This is a genomic window from Sorangium sp. KYC3313 (assembly GCF_052075895.1).
GTDB classification, from domain to species: Bacteria; Myxococcota_A; Polyangia; order Polyangiales; family Polyangiaceae; genus Sorangium; species Sorangium cellulosum_B.
Window position 1 is genome coordinate 7,374,348 of the sequence record NZ_CP197255.1, and the last position, 17,031, is coordinate 7,391,378.

The window sequence follows — 17,031 nt, forward strand, 5'->3', positions numbered from 1 at the left end:
GCCCATGACGTTCGAACCGATTCATTCCATCCTCGAAGACCTCCCGAAGTCGAACATGACCACACGGCTGCTGGGGGCGCTCGACTACATCGTGCCTGGCGAGTGGAAGAACGTCACGAGCTTCGAGGAGATGATCAAGCTCGTCACCGGCGAGGAGGATCAGGGCCTCATCCAGCAGGTCGGCGAGCGCGCGATCGCCCTCTATGCGGAGTCGGAGCAAGGGTACCAGCGCGCGGTCCGGATCTTCCGGCTTGTCGACGACACGGGCGGCCTCGCCGGCGTGGCGACGATCGCACGCAAGATCGGCGATACGTCGGACTTCCTCTCCTTCCTGTCGAAGATCACGCCCAAGGCCGACACCACCCAGGCCATCGACGCGGGCGTGAAGCTCGTCGCCGAGCTCGCGGCGTTCTGCTCGATCAACGGGCTGCCGGGCGACAGCATCGGCGACTTCGCCGCCTCGCTCGCCAGCTACGAGAAGGACGACGCGATGCGCCTCGCCGCCTGGATCGTGTGTGACGGCATGATCCCGCTCGGCCCCGACTTCCTCGCTCGGGTGCTGGACACCGTCTCGAGCGCGACGAACGAGCAGCTCGGCCAGCAAGGCCGCTTTGCGCGCCTGCTGGGATACCTGCCAGGCGGCAGCGTCGATGCCAAGCGCGAGATCATGAAGGAGAGCCTCGGCGCGTCGCAAACGGCGATCGCCGGCTTCATTGCGAAGAAGGGCATCGAGCGGCAGGGCGCGCTCGAGCGGATCAGCGGGCTCCTCGGCGCGGCCGGCAGCAAGCTCGATTGCCTCGCGGCCGCGATCGATCTCACCACCAACTACTTCGAGCACACGGGCATCCAGTCCGTGGCCCGCCGGGTGATCGCGCGGGCCTACGGGGAGATCTGACGCGCGAGCGCGCGGGCCGCGCAGCAGATTGGAAGTTGATGCCTTCCATCGAGAAGCGCCTGGGGCCCTCCGCGGCTCCGGCGTCGAGGTATCGCGCGATCTCGGCCTCGGGGTCGACGACTCCGTCGTTCGGGACGGGACGGGCGATACCGCGTCATGCGGCCGTTCGCGCGCCGCCGCCGCGACGAAAGGAGCGCTCGCCGCCATAGATGAGCTCGGGCGTCAAGAAGCCCCTGGTGGTGTCCAGCAACGACATGGTTCCGATCCCTCCGGGAAGTGGTCGTCGGCGCCGGCGAGGCAGCGTCATCGCGCGCTCGTCGACTGGCCCCGGCCCTCCAGCGCGCGCGCGGCGCCGGCGCTGCTCGACGCGCCGAGGGCGAGGTGTCGCTCGATCAGGAAGATCAAGCACGACGACGCGAGCGTGAAGGCGATCGCCAGCGCGGCCACGGCGCCCATGCCGTCGAGGCGCTGGTCGGGGAGCTCGTGCAGCATCCTGGCCGCGAGGAACGCGGCGAGCGCCGACGAGAGGTGATCCACGGCCGACTGGATGGAGCCGAAGCGCGCCCGCTCGGAGGGGAGCGGCACCTTCGAGGCGAGCGTGCCGTGGGAGATGTTGCGGATCGCCGTCCCGGTCATGAAGGCGACGAAGACGACGAGCACGGGCAGCCCCGGCACGTACGAGTGGAACCCGGCATAGAGGACGGCCACGAGCATCGCGGCCCCGACCAGGCTCGTGCGGAACGCGCCGATGCGATCGATCAGCGCGCCCGCGGTGCGCATCACGACGAAGGTGAGCGCGCCGCCCGCGAGGTAGAGCAGGCCGAGCCGCTCGCGCGGATAGCCGAGGTTGTTCTGCACGTAGGCCGAGATGTTCGGGATGACGAGGAACGACGCCATCGTCATGACCGCCGTCGTCGAGCACGAGAGCAGCACGAGCGGGCGGCCGGCGAGCGCGCGGAGCTCGCGCAGGGCGTCCGCCTCGGCGCGCGCCCGCGCCCCGGCGAGGTGGCCGCGCATCGAGGGGAGCAGCAGCAGCGCGAGCCCCGCGACGGTGAGCCCGAGCGCCGCGACGGCGAAGAAGGGCGCCTGGAAGCCGCCGCGCCGCGCGAGCTCGAGGCCGGCCGGCACGCCGAGCACCGCGGCCAGGGAGTAGGCGCCCATCACGACGCCCATCGCCCTGCCGCGCCGCTCCGGCGGGATCGCGTCCGCGACGATGGAGAACGCGATCGAGGTCGCGGGCCCCCCGAAGGCCCCGGCGAGCACGCGCGCCGCGAGGAGGCTCGGCAAGCCCGTGGCGAGGCCGCCCGCGGCCGTGCCGAGGACGAGGCCGAGCATCGCGACGGCGAGCGCGCTGCGCCGGTCGAAGCGGTCCAGGAAGAACGCGCCGGCCACCCCCGAGACCGCCGCCGCCGCGGTGTAGCTGCCGCCGATCAGGCCGATGTCGGACATCGGGATGCCGAGGGCGACCGCGAAGTCCGGCCCGAGCGGCATGACGACCATGAAGTCGAGCAGGTTGACGAACTGGACCGCGGCGATGAGGAACAGGAGGGTCCGTTCGGAGCGAGCGTTCTGCACGACCGTGGGCTCAGCTCTGGGCCTTCGCGCCCGCGCCGCGCTCGATCACGCCGCGGCTCGCCAGCTCGAGCAGCGCGTCGTGCGCCGCGTCGATCGTGTGATCGATCTGCGCCTCGGTGTGCGCGCCGCAGAGGAAGTTGACGTCGCGCCGCAGCAGGACGCCGCGCCTCGCCATCGCGCCGACGAACGGCTCCATGCGCTTCGTGTGGACGGCCAGATCCTCGGCCATGAGGAAGAAGGGGATCGCGTCGTACCCCACGACGCGCAGCGGGAAGCCGCCGTGCTCCGCGCGCCGGTTGACGCCCTCGCGGAGCCGCTTCCCGAGCGCGGCGACCTTCGCGACGTAGTCGGTCTCGCGGTACTCGCGCAGCGCCGCCCTGCAGACCTCGAGCGAGAGCATCTCGCCGCCGAACGTCGTCGACACCTGGAGCTCCGAGAGCCGGCTCATCACCCGGCGCGGCCCGGCGATCGCCGACAGCGGCATGCCCGCGGCGATGCCCTTCGAGAGGCACACGAAATCGGCCTCGATCCGGTGGTACTCCTGCGCGCCGCCGCGCGCGAGCCGGAAGCCGGTGACGACCTCGTCGAGGACGAACAGCACGCCGTGGGCGCGGCACGCCTCGCGCACCTCGCGCAGGTACTCCGCCGAGACGCACCGCTTGTAGGGCAGCGAGAGCAGCACGAGCGCGAGCTCCGGGCCCTTGCTCGCGATGAGATCGAGCAGCGGCTGCTCGTCGGCCTCGGCCATGAGCGGCATGCGGTGGGTGTACTCGCGCAGCACCGCCGGGACGCCGGGGGTGTCGAACATGAAGTGGTCGTGCCAGCCGTTGTAGCCGATGGTGACGACCTTCTCCCTGCCGGTCACGTGGCGGGCGAGCCGGATGGCCGCGGACGTCGCGTCGGCGCCGGTCTTGAAGAAGCGCGCCATCTCGGCGCCCGGGGTCAGCGCGACGAGGTCCTGCGTGGCGGTGACCTCGACCTCCGTCGGCAGCGAGTGGAGGATGCCCCTGTCGAGCCGCCGCCGGATGGCGTCGACGACCGCAGGGTGGTTGTGCCCCAGCGTGTTCGCCCCGAGGCCGCAGATGTAGTCGATGTACTGGTTGCCGTCGACGTCGCGCACCAGCGCGCCCTCGCCGCCCTCGAGGTACACGGGGAACGAGCCGAGCGCGAACATCTCCGGCCGCTTCATGAGCGACTGCGTGACGCCGGGGATGAGCCGGCGCGCCTCGGCGAGCAGCGCGTTCGAGCGGTCGAGTCGGAGCCCGTCCGAGGCGCCTTGCGGCGCGCCGCCTCCCTGCTTCCTGTCCCGTGGGTCGATCGTCTGTGTGGTCATCGTGGTCGTTCTCTCTGGCTGGAGGTTCTCGTCCGTGAGCCGGTGTCATGCGGGGCGCGGCGCTCGCCGCGCCGCGCCGGGAGGGGGCGGCAGGAGGCCTTCCTCGACGCAGCGATCGAGGTAGCGGTGGAGGAGCGCGCGATCGATCGGCGGGCACGTGATGCCGGTGCCGGCCAGGCCGCGCTCCAGGTTGTCGCAGCGCACGCGCCCGATGCCGAAGGTCGCCTCTCCGTCGGCCGGGGCCGACTGCAGGTCGAAGAACGCGAGCGTGGCGCTGTCCGCGGCGTCGGCGCCGTCCTTCAGCCGCGCGCGCCACGCCGCGACAGGGCGCCGCTCGACCGGGTAGCCGTAGTCGCGCGTCCAGTCGAAGAGCTCCGTCAGCCGGACCTCGGGCGCAGGGGCGACGTTGACCACGGCGCCCGCGGCCTGCGCGGTGAGGGAGAGATGCACGATCGCGCGCCCGACGTAGTCGACGGGCGTCCACACCTCCCTCACGTCGAGATCGGGCAGGACGCCGGCGGGGATGCCGGCCCGCAGCAGCCGGAAGACCAGATCCTGCTCGTTGACGACGCCGGTGTCGGGCGCGCCGACGACGCGGCCCAGGCGGTACACGGCGACCGGCAGCCCGCGCTCCGCGGCCTGCTGCACCAGGCGCTCGGCCGCCCACTTGCTCTGCTGGTAGCCGTCGCGGAGGCCGGGGTGCGCCGGCACGAACGCCTCCGCGACCTCGGGGCTCGCCGCGATGCCCGGGGCCACGGCGAGCGTCGACACGTGGTGCAGCGGCTTGGGGCGCCCAGCCGCGGCCAGGCGGAGCGCCTCGCGCGTGCCGATCACGTTGGCGGCGCGCAGGCTGCGGTAGTCGCGCACGAGGCTGACCACCGCGGCGTTGTGGTAGATGGCGTCGCACTCCACGGCGAGCTGGCCGAACCGCGCGGCGCTCAGGCCGAGGCGGGGCTGCGTCAGGTCGGCGGGCACGGCGCGCACCCGCGCGTCGATGCCGTCCGCCGGCAGGCGCTGCTTCGAGAGCGCCTGCCGGATCCGCTCCGCTGCGTGCGCCTCGCTCTCGGCGCGCACCAGGCAGACCACGGTCGCGTCGGTCTGCGCCAGGAGCTCGTGGAGCAGGTGCGCGCCGACGAAGCCGCTCGCGCCGGTGAGCACGACCTGCCGCGGGCGGCCGCCGGCGCCGGACCACGCGAGCGATCGGGGGACGACGTCCTCGGGGAGCTCGGCGTCGGCGAGCATGGCGCCGGGGGGCTCGCCGCTCGTCTGCGCCGCCGCCGCCGCCGCCGCCGCGCCCTGCGCCTCGTCGAGGGCGCGCGCGAGCGCCGCGACGGTCGGGTGGCGGAAGACCATCGCGACGGGGATCTCCCGCCCGAGATCGACGCTGAGCCGGTTGGCGACCTGGATCGTCTGCAGCGACTGGCCGCCGCGCTCGAAGAAATCGTCGTGCGCCGACAGGCCGCTCACGCCGAGCACCTGCTCCCAGACCTGCAGCAGCTGCCGCTCGAGCGCCGTCGCGGCGGCCGGCGGCTCCGCCGCCTCGGCGATCGGCGCCTCCCGCAGCGCCTTGCGGTCGATCTTGCCGGAGCTCGTCCTCGGCAGCCGATCGGTGAGCACGAAGGCCGAGGGGACGGCGGCCGCGGGGAGCAGCGAGCGCGCGTGCCGGCGGAGCTCGGCCGGCGACGGGGCGGGGTCCCCGGCGACGAGGAACGCGGACAGGCGCTTGCCGCCGCCGGCCGAGGCGTGCCCGATGACGGCCGCCTCCCGCACGGAAGGGTGGCGCAGGAGCGCGGCCTCGATCTCGAGCGGATCGACGCGGTGGCCGCTGATCTTGAGCTCGTCGTCGACGCGCCCGACGAAGACCATCTGCCCGTCGTCCCGCTGGAGGACCAGGTCGCCGGTGCGGTACGCGCGCGGGCGGCCCTCCAGCTGGTCGAGCACGACGAAGCGCGCGGCGTCGAGGTCCGGCCGCCCGAGGTACCCCCTCGCCAGCCCGGGCCCGATGAGGTGGAGCTCGCCCACGGCGCCCCGCGGGACCAGCCGGCCGCGCGTGTGCGTGTGCGTGTACGTGTCGACGATGGCCGCGCGGACGCCGGGCAGCGGCGTGCCGATCGGCGCCCCGTGTCGGTCGTCCGGCGCCCCGTCCGGCGCGTCGCCGCCGCTCAGCGTGGCGGCCGAGGCGACGACGGTCGCCTCGGTGGGGCCGTAGGTGTTGAGCAGCCGCGCGCGCCGGCCGACGGCGCGGCGGAAGCGCTCGACGCGCTCGGGCAGCGCCGCCTCGCCGCCGATGATGACGGTGCGGACGCCCTCGGGGAGCGACGGCGCGCCGGTCGAGAGGCCGTAGGCGAGCTCGTGCCAGAACGCGGTCGGCAGATCCAGGACGGTGATCCGGTGCCGTTCGCAGGCGTCGAGCAGCCGCGGCACGGATTGCAGCATCTCGTCCGTGCGCAGCACCAGGGCGGCGCCCGCGCACAGGGTCAGGAAGATCTCCTCGACGCTGGCGTCGAAGTGCAGCGGCGCGAACTGCAGCACCCGGTCGTCGCGGCGCAGATCGTAGCGGTGGGTCGCGGCCGCGACGAAGTGGGCCAGCGCGCCGCGCTCGATCATGACGCCGTTCGGGCGGCCGGTGGAGCCGGACGTGTAGATGACGTACGCCAGGTGCTCCTCCGCGCCCTGGACCGGCGCCCGCGCGGGCGCGCCGTGGGTCGCCTCGTCCAGGAGCACGAGGCGCGCCGCGCGATCGCTCCCCACCTTCGCGGCGTGCTGCGACGTCGTGACGACGATCGCCGGTTTTGCGTCGTCGAGGATCGCCGTCGTCCTCGGCTGCGGCCCGTCCGGATCGAGGGGGAGGTAGCCCGCGCCGGCGTAGAGCGCGCCGAGGATCGCGGTGATGGCGCCGACGCTGCGCGGAAGGAGCACCGCGACCAGCGTGTCCGGCCCGGCGCCGAGCGCGGCGAGCCGGGCGGCGAGCCGCCGGGCGGCGAGGTCGAGCTCGCCGTAGGTCACGCGCTCGAGGCCGTGGTGGACGGCGGTCGCGTCCGGCCGTTCGCGCGCGCGCAGGGCGATCTGCTCGACGACGGGGCGCGCCGGCGCGGGCAGCGGGCCCCCGTCGAGCAGCGCGCCGGGCTGCCCGGCCGCCTGCGCGCCGGGCGCGCGCGCCGGGGCCCGGGGGAGGTCGATCTCGGCGCGATCGAGGGCCTGCTCGGGGGCGGCGGCGACCGCCTCCAGGAACGCGAGGAAGCGCCGCTGGTGCGCCGAGAGATCCTCCTCGCCGTAGCAGGCCGGGTTGGCGTCGAGGTCGAGCCGCGGCCCGCGCCCGTCCGACCTCGCGTAGATGCCGAACGACAGATCCTCGACCGGGCCGGCGGAGATGTTGTGCGCGACGCCGCGATGCCCCGCGAAGCGCAGGTCGTAATCGAACGGCATGATGTTGACGACCGGGCCGAACAGCCGGCGGCCGCCGCCGATCAGCCTGAGATCCCGGCGGAGCTGCTCGTAGCGGTACCGCAGGTGGGGCCGGATGGCCGCGAGCTCGGACGCGACCTGCCGGGCGACATCGACGAGGCGCGCGCCCTCCGCGACAGGCACCCGGAGCGGGACGATGTTCATGACCATGCCCGGGATGCGCAGCGACACCGAGCCGAGGCGCCCCATCACGGGCAGCCCCAGGACGATCTCGGGCGCGCCGGTGAGCCGGTGCGCGTACGCCGCGGTCGCGGCGACCACGACGTCCGGCCAGGTCGCCTTCGCCAGGCGCGCCACGTCCTTCAGCCGGTCGACGGTGGACGGCGCGAGCGACGCCGTCCGGCGCAGGCAGGCGCGCGACGCGGGCGCCGGCTCGTCGCCGAGGCTCACGGGCTCGGGCCGGTCGGCGAAGCGCTGCGTCCAGAAGGCGCGATCGCGCTCCAGATCGGGGGAGGCGCGGTAGGCCAGATCCTCGTCGACGACCCGGCGCAGCGACCCGAAGGCGCCGCTCTCGCTGGAGCGGCCCTCGGCGCGCGCGGTGGTGATCTCGGCCACCCGCCGCGCGATCAGCGAGAAGCCGTAGCCGTCCAGCGCGATGTGGTGCGCGCGCTGGTACCAGAAGAGCCGATCGGGCCCCGCCGTGAACAGCGCCTCCGTGAAGAGGGGCCCGCGCGCGAGATCCACCGGCCTCGCGAGATCCTCGCGCATCCACGCCTCGGCCGCGGCGAACGCGTCCGGCGCCGCGCTGACGTCGACGCGGTGTACAGGGAAGTCAGGGGACAGGTCGAGGCGCTGGCGCGGCCCATCCGCCTCGCTCGTGAAGCGCACGTGCAGCGCCTCTGCCTCCGAGACGGCCTGGCGTATCGCGGCCTCGAGGGTCGCGTGATCGATGGCCCCGCAGATCTCGACGCACTCGCCCGCGTTGTACACCGGGCTCGCGGGATCGAGCTGCTGGCCTAGCCAGATACCGTGCTGCGCGGCCGACAGCGGCCAGCGCGCGTCTTCGGGAGCGACCATGACGACAACCCTCCTGGTTCAACCGGTGCGCGACGGGACAGCCGCCAGAGGCACGCTCGCGGCAGGCGATCCGCGGCCCGCGACGACGGCGCAGAGGCGGCCGTGACGCCCGAGCCAGCGCCGTTGGAACGAAAGCGGAGCCCGCCGGCGCAACGGGGCCCGTGCCCCGAGAGCACGCAGGGCAGGGGTGCCGGACGTCGTCCCGACAGCCCGACAGCGGACCCGGCTCGATGACGCCGCGATGGGCGTGGCCACCTCGGCATCGACGAGCGAATGAAAATGAAAACTACTTTCAAGTTCGTTTATGGTGAGGTAGGGTGGGCATTGTCAAGAGAATTCGTTGGGACCCTCGCCGCGGGCCACCGTCCCGCGGGGACCTGTCCGCGCCAGCGAGGTACGGCGCCGGCGACCCGAGCCAGCGCGCGGATCGCGCCGGTTTCGGCCGCGATCTCGCGCTGCTCGGGCCCGCGGACGTCGCGACGCTTCGCGGACGCCGGAGACGCTCTCCGACCGCTTTCGCTTGACAACGCCGTTGGTAGCATGGCAGGTTCCTGTTTGAAAGTGAAAGTGACTTTCATTATTGAAAATGGGGTTCCACGATGGACAACCTGATGTCGAAGGCGACTGCTCCGCTCGACAGCCGGTGTGATCACTGCGGCGTCGCTGGACGTGCCGAGCCCGACGCCGTGCGCTGCGACTGCGGCAGCCTCCTCGCCCGGTATGTGCCCGGCGGCGTCGAGCTGAAGTGCCGGCGGTGCAAGCGCGTCGTCGTCGTCCCGGTCCCGGCGGCGGAGGACGTGAGCGGTTGAATCGCCCAGCGCGCTGACATGACAGCTCGCGGCGGCGGCCCCTGGCCAGCGCGGTCTGCGCCGTCCGAAGAGGCCTGAAGGGCCGGCGAGCGAGACCCCACGACAACCAGCTTGCGCAGAGCCGGCCAGAGCGCCGCTTCGTCACGCTCCGGTGAGCATGCCCGGTGATCTCATGATTCGATTACAGCCCTTGCGTTGCGCCGCGCTGGCCGGGACTCTGGTCCTCGCCCCCTGCGGCGCCCTGTTGGCCTTCGCGGCGGACGCGCGGGCGAGCGAAGAGGCCTCTGCCGGAGAGGTCGGCGAGGGAGCGGCACCCGGGGCCGAGACAGCGCCGGCGGCGCGCGCCCCGGGCGACGGCGTCCCGCCCGCGGTGCGCCCGCCCGAGCTCACGGGCGCGGTCGACGCGGCGTACCCCGAGGCGGCGCGCGAGGCGGGTGTGGAGGGGAGCGTCGTGCTGCGGCTGACGATCGACGCGGAAGGGCGCGTCACCAGCGCAGAGATCGCCGAGCCCGCGGGCCACGGGTTCGACGAGGCCGCGCAGCAAGCGGCGCTGCGCTTCCGCTTCACGCCGGCCCGGCGGGGCGACCGGAGCGTCGCGTCGCGCATCCTCTACCGCCACGACTTCCGGCTGCCTGCGCCGCCTCCCGCGGCCGCGCCGGTCGCTGGCGCCGCCGGTGCCGCGCCGGTCGCTGGCGCCGCCGGTGCCGCGCCGGTCGCTGGCGCCTCGGGGCCAGCGCTGCCCGCGATCGAGGTGAGCGTGCGGGGGGCCTCCGAGGCCGAGCGGCTCCGGACCTCCGCGCAGGCGGTCCAGGTCATCGAGACCGTCGAGGCCAAGCGGCAGGCCGCGGATCTCGGCCAGGTGCTGGCGCGCGCCGAGGGCGTGAGCGTGCGCCGCCTCGGCGGGCTCGGCTCCGACGCGCGCTTCTCGCTGAACGGCCTCACCGACGACCGGATCCGCTTCTTCCTCGACGGCGTGCCGCTCGACCTCGCCGGGCACTCCTTCGGGGTCGCCAACGTGCCGGTCAACCTCGTCGAGCGCGCCGAGATCTACCGCGGCGTCGTCCCGCTGCGCTTCGGCACGGACGCGCTCGGCGGCGCGGTGAACCTGGTGACCGATCAAGACACGCGCGGCACGGGCGCGTCGGCGTCCTACCAGGTCGGCTCCTTCGGCACGTACCGGCTGACCCTCGGCGCGCGCCACGCGCACGCGCCGAGCGGCCTCTTCGCCCGCGCGAGCGGGTTCGTCGATCGCGCGCGGAACGACACCCCGATCGACGTCATGGCGTTCGACGAGAGCGGGCGCCTCTCGCCCGCGCGCGCCCGGCGGTTCCACGACGGCTACGTCGCGGCCGGCGGCGCGGCCGAGGTGGGGGTCGCCCGGCGGCCGTGGGCCGACCGCCTGCTCCTCCGCGCCTTCTTCACCTCGCACGACAAGGAGCTGCAGCACGGCCTGCTCGTCGACATGCTCGACGGCAGGGTCAAGTCGCCGCCCTTCGGAGAGGTCACCTTCGGCAGGCAGACCGGCGGCGCGCTGCTGCGGTATGCGCAGCCGTTCTTCGGGAGGGCGCGGCTCGACGCCCTCGCGGGGTACTCGTACGCGCGCACGACCTTCGTCGACGTGGCCACGTGCACCTACGGCTGGTCGGGCAGCTGCGTGGAGCGCCCGTATCGGGGGGAGGTCGGGGACGACGCGAACGACCAGCAAGTCCGCCAGCACACCACCTTTGCCCGCGTCAACCTGGCCTGGCACCCCGCGACCGAGCACCGCCTGCGCTTCGGGCTCTCGCCGAGCCACGTGACGCGCACCGGGAGGAACCTTGTCGTGGCCGAGCCCGAGAAGGACCCGCTGACCGCGGAGCGGGAGCTGTGGAGCGGCGTGGCAGGCGTCGAGTACGAGGCGAGGCCGTTCGAGGGCCGGTTCGCGAACATCACCTTCGCCAAGCTCTACCTGCAGTCGGTCCGCACCCGGGAGCACCTGCCGAGCGGCCGGATCGGCGACGTCGATCGAACGAGCCACCGGGCGGGGGCAGGGGACAGCCTGCGCTTCCGCTTCACCGACGCCCTCTACGCCAAGGCCTCGTACGAATACGCCACCCGCCTGCCGACGCCGGAGGAGCTGTTCGGCGACGGAGGGCTCATCGTCAGGAACGTCCACCTGGAGCCGGAGGCGAGCCACAACGTCAACGTCGGCGTGACCCTGGAGCGCGCGGAGACCGGCGCGGGACAGCTCCGGTTCAGCGCCAACGGCTTCGGTCGCTTCACCGAGGATCTGATCACGCTGCGGAGGCACCTGGGCTACTCGGAGTACGGAAACACGCTGTCGGCGCGATCCATCGGTATCGAGTCGACCGCCGGGTGGACCTCTCCGGGCGACTGGCTGTCGGTCGACGGTCACGTCACATGGCAGGACTTCCGGGACGGCTCGACCGGCGTTCGCATCCAGAACCTCCCGTACCTCTTCGGCGGGGTCGCGGCGCGCGCGCGGTGGGCCGAGATCGCGGCGCGGCGTGATGTCCTGTCGCTGACCTGGCACGCCGATTATGTACATGCCTTCTTCGTCGGCCCGGAAGGCCGCGGCGCAGCCGGCTCCAAGGCGGAGATCCCGTCGCAGCTCGTGCACACGCTCGCGCTCACGTACCTGGTCGAGCGCGGCGGATGGACGGTGAGCTCGACCGTCGAGGTGCAGAACCTCACCGACGAGAAGGCCTTCAGCTTCTACGGCGTCCAGCGCCCCGGGCGAGCGACCTACGCCAAGCTCGCCTTGAGCCTGTGAGCCGATGTTCGTGCGACGGCAGTCGAAACCCGACACAAGGAGATCCTTCATGTTATTTCGTGCGCGCTACGCGAATGCCCTCCTCTTGAGCCTGCTCCTCCCGTGCTTCATCGCCTGCGGCGACGACACGAGCGATGGCACGAGCAGCGCCGGCGGCGAAGGCACCGGAGCCACCGGCGGCACGGGGGGGACGCCCGACGCTGGGCCGGCATACGCCCTCACGGTCCAGGTGTTCGGGCCCGACGGCGGCGACACCCAGAGCTACATCATCGTGACGGACGACATCGACTCCGACGAGACGCTGTCGCTGGACGACGCCATCGAGGTGCAGGGGCGCGCCCTCGGCGTCGGGCTGGACGGCGGAGGCGCGGTGTTCGTGGCGAGCGACGCCGCGGCGACCGTGACCCGCTACGACCTGCAGGCGGACGGCAGCCTCGAGGAAGGTGATACCGTGAGCTTCCAGGGCAAGGGCCTCGCGAAGCTCGGCGAGTACGGCGCCCAGTTCCACTTCGTCTCGGAGACCAAGGCGTACTTCTTCGATGGTCCCACCGCCCAGGTGGTCGTCTGGAACCCTCAGGAAATGACGGTCACCGGCGACATCCCGCTCCAGGATCTCGTGATCCAGGACGCCACCCTCACGTACTCCTCGTCGTCGCCGCTGGTCCAGGGTGACGACGTGATCACCTTCGGCGGCTGGCGGATCGGCCCGGAGGTCCCGAGCGTGGCCGCGGTCGTCGTCGTGGACGGCGCGACGGACGAGGCGACCGTCGTCACCGACGATCGCTGCGGTTACGTGCGCGATGGGGTCGCGGGGCCCGACGGCATGATCTACGTGGCCACGGAGGCGTACGGCGCGGCGGTGCACCGGCTCAACCCCGACAACGCGGCCGCCCCCTGCATGCTGCGCTTCGACCCCGAGACGAGGCAGTTCGACCCCGAGTTCCACGTCGAGCTGAGCACGCTGTTCGACGGCGACGCCGCCGGCTCGCTCTTCGGCGGTCCGGACGGCAAGGCGTTCCTGCGGGTGCTCGACGAGAGCCTCTTCGCGATCGCGGACGACACCCACCCGCGCGTGCTGGCGAGCGCCGCGGCGTGGCGGTGGGCCAGCGTGACGCTCGGCGATACGCCGACCGCCACGGTGCTCGACGCCGCGCCCGGCGGCGGCAGCGTCCTGAGCGTCGCGCTCGGCGACCGCACCTTCCTGTTGGAGTTCCAGGGCCAGGAGTCGACGACGCTCCGCGAGATCGGCGAGGACGGGCCCGGCGAGGCGGGCGTGAGCGCGCCTGGGCTCACCTTCTCCGTCGCGAAGATCCGATGACGCTCGCGCCCGATCACGAAGGAGCGACGAGGGACGACGCCGCGCGAGGGCCCCGTTCGCCGCGGGGCCCTCGCGGGCGGCCGCGTTACGGCGCGATCATGAAGGTCGTGCGGCGCGTGCACATGTACCTGGGCTTGCTGCTGTTCCCCTGGATACTGCTGTTCGGGATCAGCGGCACGCTGTTCAATCACCCGCAGATCGGGCGAGACATCGACAGCCGGTCGCTCTCGGGAGAGCGGCTGTCGGCGCTCACCGGGTTCCAGCCCTGGGATCCCGGCGAGCTCGCGCGCCAGGTCGTCGAGCAGCTCAACGCCGGCTCTCCCTCGCGCTACACGCTCGATCCGGGGACCTCGGGCGCGTTCTCCGGGTGGCCCCTGCTCGCGGCGCCGCGCGCCGACGGGGGACGCCAGGTGGTGATCCTGCGCCTCGACGACGGGAGCGCGACCGTCTCCAGCCACCCTCCCGAGCCCGAGGCCCCCGCGCCCCCGTTCGCCGGCGTCGCGATCGACCTGCCTGGACACAGGATGGCGGCGGTGCAGGAGCAGATAAAGGATCTCCTGCCCAGCATCGGCGTCGACGCCGCGGGGCCGCTGCGCGCCCACCCGAAGATCAGCCCCGAGCTGCGCTTCGGCATGCGGGACGCGGACGGCCGCGCCTGGAACGTCACGTACAACCTGGGCACGGGGCGGCTCGACGGGCGCCCGGCCGGCGCGCGGGGGTGGCCCCGCTTCGTCGAGGTGCTCGAGACGCTCCACAAGACGCACCACTTCCCCGTGCACGGCGGCGTGGCGTGGCTCTGGGCGCTCTTCGCGGACATCGCCGGGATCACGCTGGTCGTGTGGGCGCTCAGCGGCCTCGCCATGTGGTGGCAGATGAAGCCCTCGCGGGTCCTCGGCGCCCTCGCGATCGCCGCCGCCATGGCGCTCGCCGCGGCGGTGATGGTCGGCACGGCGTCGGACGCGCTGTTCGGAAACGTGGGCAAGGAAGGCCCCTAGAACACCGATCGGCTCGGAAACCAGAGAGATGAACCGCCAAGGACGCCAAGACGCCAAGAAGACAAGAAGACAATGAATTTAAAATCTTGGCGTCCTTGGCGTCCTTGGCGCCTTGGCGGCTCATTCCTCGCTCGAACGAAGCCAGACGAGGATCAGGCGCCCAGCGTGGCGCCGCCGTCGACGCAGAGGTCGTGCATCGTGATGTGCCGCGCCTCGTCGGAGAGCAGGAACAGCACCGCGCTGGCGACGTCGTCCGTCGTGGCGATCCGGCGCAGCGGGACGCCCAGCCGGAACGCCTCGGGGGCGCCGGCGATGACCGCCTGAGCGCCGCGATCGTCCGCCCAGAGCGCGCGCTGCATCGGCGTGTCCGTCGAGCCGGGGGACACCACGTTGCACCGGATGTCGTGCTGCGCGAGCTCCAGGCCGAGGCACTTCGTCCACTGGGCCGCGGCGGCCTTCGAGGCCGCGTAAGCGCCCATGTTCATGCGCGGCGTGCGCGCGGCGTTGGACCCGACCGTCACGATCGACCCCGATCGGCGCGGCACCATGCGGCGCGCCACGGCCCGGCTCACGTTGAACACCCCCCGGGTGTTGACCGCGAAGGTGCGCTCCCAGTCGTCGTCGCTCAGCGAGAGGGCGCCCCCCACGCGCAGCACGCCGGCCACGTTGACCAGCATCTCGAGGGGGCCGAGCTCGCGCTCGATCCGCTCCACCGCGCCGTCGACCGCCTCGCCGTCGGCCACGTCCACCGCGAACGCCGCGGCGCGATGGCCGCTCGCCCGGAGATCGGCGACGAGGGCGCTCAGGCGCTCCCGGTTCGCGTCCACCGCCGCCACCGCGGCGCCCCGCGCGGCGAGCCTCCGGGCGACGGCCTCGCCGATCCCCTGGGCGGCGCCCGTGACGAGCGCCGCCTTGTGCTTGAACTCCATCGATCGCTCCCGTCAGGCCCTGTCGAGCCCGTCCATGATCCGGTGCCGCTCCGCGTGGTACGCCTCCTCGGACTGGCTCGCCTTCCAGTAGGGGATCGCGTACAGCGCCTCGCGACCGAGCCCGCGCTCGTCGAGCAGGTGATCGCGGATCGCGACGACGGACGACGACTCGCCCGCCACCCAGGCGAAGACGCGGCCCGCTGGCCACTCCAGGGAGCGGACGGCCGCCTCGAGCCGGGGGCCCGGGGCGTGCTCGCCCTGCAGGTCGATCCAGGTCAGCGCCACGTGCGGCGGGCGATCGATCTCCTGCACGTCCGCCGCGTCGGGGACCGCAACGAGGGCGTGGCCGCGCGCCGTCTTCGGCAGGGCCTCGAGCAGCGCGCCGATGGCCGGCAGCGCGGAGAGGTCGCCGGCCAGGAGGTACCAGTCCGCGGGACCGAGCATCGGATCGGGGCCGCCCGGCCCGGCGATGCCGATGCGGTCGCCCGGCCTGGCGCGCTGGGCCCACCGCGACGCGGGGCCGTCGTCCCCGTGCAGGACGAAGTCCACGTCCAGCTCGCCGGCCTGCGCGTCGAACCTGCGCACCGAGTACGTGCGCGTGATCGGCCGCCGCGGCATCGGAGGCCAGACGGGGCCGTCCGGCCCCAGCGTGGGCAGCTCCGGCGCCGCCTGGTCGCCGCGCGGGAAGAAGACCTTGATGTGCGCGCCGCCCGAGCGCGCGGGGAACCCCGCGATCGCCGCGCCGCCCAGCGTGATCCGCCGCATGCGGGGGGAGATCGCGGTCGTGCGCAGCACCTCGAGGAGGCGCGGCGGCGTGCGCGCCACCGTCCTGGGTGGGGATGTCGCGACCTGATTCATGGTGACCTGTGCCATGGCGAAGCCGTCCTGGGGCAAGCTCGGCCTGTCAGCGGGCGGCTTCCTGGAGGGGCGCCTCCGCGCGGTGCCGGGGCGCTGGCCTCGCCTCGCGCGGCAGCCGGGCCGACAGCAGTTCCCACCAGTGCCCGAGCGTCGGCAGCTCGGCGAGGTCCACGAACGCGACGTCGATCCCCGCGGCGCGCCACCGCTCGACGAGCGTCATGAGCCGTATCGAGTCGAGCCCCAGATCGAGGATGCCGTCGCGATCGGAGATCGCCGAGGGGAGCTGGTCGAGGACCTCGGCCACGTCGCCGCGCAGGCGCTCGACCCACGGCGCCCGGTCCTGCGCCGCCCCGAGCTGCGCCGGCGCCGTCGCGTCGCGCTGCGGGGCGCTCGCCCGCTCGCGGGGCGCGAGCGCGGCCAGGACGTCGCTCGTCGGCAGCGCGACGCCGCACCGCTGCGCCACGTAGGCGATGGCCATGTCGTGCTGCTGCCGGGAAAAATCGGCGGTCCCGTCGGTCACGAGGAACGGCTGGACGTCGTTCATGAACGCTTCGCACGCGGTCAGCAGGCACCCGATGTGCGCGTACACGCCGCACACGATCAGCTGATCGCGGCCCCACCGGCGCAGGAGATCCAGGAGCTCCGTTCGCTGGAAGGCGCTGTAACGCCACTTGGTGAGCACGGTGTCGGCGCTTCCCGGCGCGAGCTCGCGCACGATCTCGTGTTTGTCGGGCTGCTGCGTCAGCCCGGGCCCCCAGAGATCCGTCAGCAGGCCGCGCTGGGCCCTCGTCTGCTCGGCGGGCTGCTTCGTGTAGACGACCGGGATCCCGCTCGCCGCGCACCGCTCCCGGAGCAGGCGGACACTTTCGATCAGCTCGACCATCGGGGATGCGCTCGCGTCGTAGAAGCCGAGGAAATACTCCTGCATATCGTGGATCAAGAGGACGGAGCGCCCCGGGTCCGGCCGCCATGACGCCCGGCTCTCCGGGAGCTCCTCGGCGCGTGGCATGCGGTAGGTCTGGATGCGGGGGATGGCCATGGTCGTTCCTCTCTTCTCTCTCTTC

At 73.1% G+C, this 17,031-nt stretch carries 11 protein-coding genes; 5 read left to right on the forward strand and 6 right to left on the reverse strand.

All coding sequences use genetic code 11. The features are described 5' to 3' along the window. The first annotated feature begins 4 nt into the window (after positions 1-4). Positions 5-895: a hypothetical protein gene (locus ACSRUE_RS28435; RefSeq protein WP_441286336.1), complete on the forward strand. Its 891-nt coding sequence runs from the start codon at positions 5-7 to the stop codon at positions 893-895. A 303-nt stretch (positions 896-1,198) separates the two neighbouring features. On the opposite strand, the gene ACSRUE_RS28440 is transcribed toward ACSRUE_RS28435, so the two are convergent. The 3 genes from ACSRUE_RS28440 to mxcG are packed head-to-tail and all read right to left on the reverse strand — an operon-like array spanning position 1,199 to position 8,285. Then, positions 1,199-2,470, reverse strand: a complete 1,272-nt coding sequence (locus ACSRUE_RS28440) for an MFS transporter (protein WP_441286337.1) — start codon at positions 2,468-2,470, stop codon at positions 1,199-1,201. 10 nt (positions 2,471-2,480) lie between these two features. Then, a complete protein-coding gene (locus ACSRUE_RS28445) occupies positions 2,481-3,803 on the reverse strand; it encodes an aminotransferase class III-fold pyridoxal phosphate-dependent enzyme (protein WP_441286338.1) in 1,323 nt (440 codons plus the stop codon). Positions 3,804-3,848: 45 nt separating this feature from the next. Next, positions 3,849-8,285 (reverse strand): myxochelin non-ribosomal peptide synthetase MxcG, encoded by a 4,437-nt coding sequence (gene mxcG / locus ACSRUE_RS28450; RefSeq protein ID WP_441286339.1) that lies wholly within the window; start codon positions 8,283-8,285, stop codon positions 3,849-3,851. 611 nt (positions 8,286-8,896) lie between these two features. Here mxcG and ACSRUE_RS28455 point away from each other — a divergent pair. The 4 genes from ACSRUE_RS28455 to ACSRUE_RS28470 all read left to right on the forward strand — a co-directional run bounded on the left by ACSRUE_RS28455 (position 8,897) and on the right by ACSRUE_RS28470 (position 14,180). After that, a complete protein-coding gene (locus ACSRUE_RS28455; RefSeq protein ID WP_441286340.1) occupies positions 8,897-9,094 on the forward strand; it encodes a hypothetical protein in 198 nt (65 codons plus the stop codon). A gap of 172 nt (positions 9,095-9,266) precedes the next feature. Next, positions 9,267-11,867 (forward strand): TonB-dependent siderophore myxochelin receptor MxcH, encoded by a 2,601-nt coding sequence (gene mxcH / locus ACSRUE_RS28460; RefSeq protein WP_441286341.1) that lies wholly within the window; start codon positions 9,267-9,269, stop codon positions 11,865-11,867. A 49-nt stretch (positions 11,868-11,916) separates the two neighbouring features. Then, on the forward strand, positions 11,917-13,185 hold the full coding sequence (locus ACSRUE_RS28465; RefSeq protein WP_441286342.1) for a hypothetical protein: 1,269 nt from the start codon (positions 11,917-11,919) through the stop codon (positions 13,183-13,185). 98 nt (positions 13,186-13,283) lie between these two features. After that, complete coding sequence (locus ACSRUE_RS28470) at positions 13,284-14,180, forward strand: PepSY domain-containing protein (protein WP_441286343.1); 897 nt, start codon at positions 13,284-13,286, stop codon at positions 14,178-14,180. A gap of 152 nt (positions 14,181-14,332) precedes the next feature. On the opposite strand, the gene ACSRUE_RS28475 is transcribed toward ACSRUE_RS28470, so the two are convergent. From ACSRUE_RS28475 to ACSRUE_RS28485, 3 genes are read right to left on the reverse strand one after another with little or no spacing between them, the layout of a single operon-like run. Then, complete coding sequence (locus ACSRUE_RS28475; protein WP_441286344.1) at positions 14,333-15,109, reverse strand: 2,3-dihydro-2,3-dihydroxybenzoate dehydrogenase; 777 nt, start codon at positions 15,107-15,109, stop codon at positions 14,333-14,335. Between the two features lie 12 nt (positions 15,110-15,121). Beyond that, positions 15,122-15,967 carry a siderophore-interacting protein gene (locus ACSRUE_RS28480; RefSeq protein ID WP_441293139.1) on the reverse strand — a complete coding sequence of 282 codons (846 nt, stop codon included), beginning with the start codon at positions 15,965-15,967 and terminating at the stop codon, positions 15,122-15,124. Between the two features lie 46 nt (positions 15,968-16,013). After that, positions 16,014-17,006 carry an isochorismatase family protein gene (locus ACSRUE_RS28485; RefSeq protein WP_441286345.1) on the reverse strand — a complete coding sequence of 331 codons (993 nt, stop codon included), beginning with the start codon at positions 17,004-17,006 and terminating at the stop codon, positions 16,014-16,016. Positions 17,007-17,031 lie beyond the last annotated feature (25 nt).

Coding starts and splice junctions, on each gene's coding strand:
- ACSRUE_RS28480 (WP_441293139.1), bottom strand. CDS start 15,967: ATGAATCAGGTCGCGACATCCCCACCCAGGACGGTGGCGCGCACGCCG.
- ACSRUE_RS28465 (WP_441286342.1), top strand. CDS start 11,917: ATGTTATTTCGTGCGCGCTACGCGAATGCCCTCCTCTTGAGCCTGCTC.
- ACSRUE_RS28475 (WP_441286344.1), bottom strand. CDS start 15,109: ATGGAGTTCAAGCACAAGGCGGCGCTCGTCACGGGCGCCGCCCAGGGG.
- ACSRUE_RS28470 (WP_441286343.1), top strand. CDS start 13,284: ATGAAGGTCGTGCGGCGCGTGCACATGTACCTGGGCTTGCTGCTGTTC.
- mxcG (WP_441286339.1), bottom strand. CDS start 8,285: ATGGTCGCTCCCGAAGACGCGCGCTGGCCGCTGTCGGCCGCGCAGCAC.
- ACSRUE_RS28485 (WP_441286345.1), bottom strand. CDS start 17,006: ATGGCCATCCCCCGCATCCAGACCTACCGCATGCCACGCGCCGAGGAG.
- ACSRUE_RS28455 (WP_441286340.1), top strand. CDS start 8,897: ATGTCGAAGGCGACTGCTCCGCTCGACAGCCGGTGTGATCACTGCGGC.
- ACSRUE_RS28435 (WP_441286336.1), top strand. CDS start 5: ATGACGTTCGAACCGATTCATTCCATCCTCGAAGACCTCCCGAAGTCG.
- mxcH (WP_441286341.1), top strand. CDS start 9,267: ATGATTCGATTACAGCCCTTGCGTTGCGCCGCGCTGGCCGGGACTCTG.
- ACSRUE_RS28445 (WP_441286338.1), bottom strand. CDS start 3,803: ATGACCACACAGACGATCGACCCACGGGACAGGAAGCAGGGAGGCGGC.